Genomic DNA, 248 nt, shown 5'->3' on the forward strand with positions numbered 1-248 from the left:
GGTGGATTTGTCGGCCCGATACATGGCGAGGCCCGGCCCGAAGGCGACGATGTCGATCTCCACCGCCTCGTTCTTGGCGCGGTAATGATCGACCACGTTGGTGGCGTTGTTGAGCGTCAGGTTCATCGTGGCCGGGTCGGCTGTGTCCACCTGGAACACGACGCGGTGCCCCCTGCCCGTCTCGGCGGCGGAGACCGGGGCGGCGGCGAGCCCGGCCAGCAGGAACAGGATCGGGCGTCGGGGGAGCT

Annotated in this window: 1 protein-coding gene; it reads right to left on the reverse strand. The window is 69.0% G+C overall.

The window, feature by feature from the left end:
- The coding region (locus V0R37_RS22925) for a DsrE family protein (RefSeq protein ID WP_489685828.1) at nt 1-248 on the reverse strand (248 nt) is incomplete at both ends.

Origin of the sequence: Pollutimonas rozaliensis, from assembly GCF_048751585.1 — a bacterium.
Classification (GTDB): domain Bacteria; phylum Pseudomonadota; class Gammaproteobacteria; order Burkholderiales; family Burkholderiaceae_B.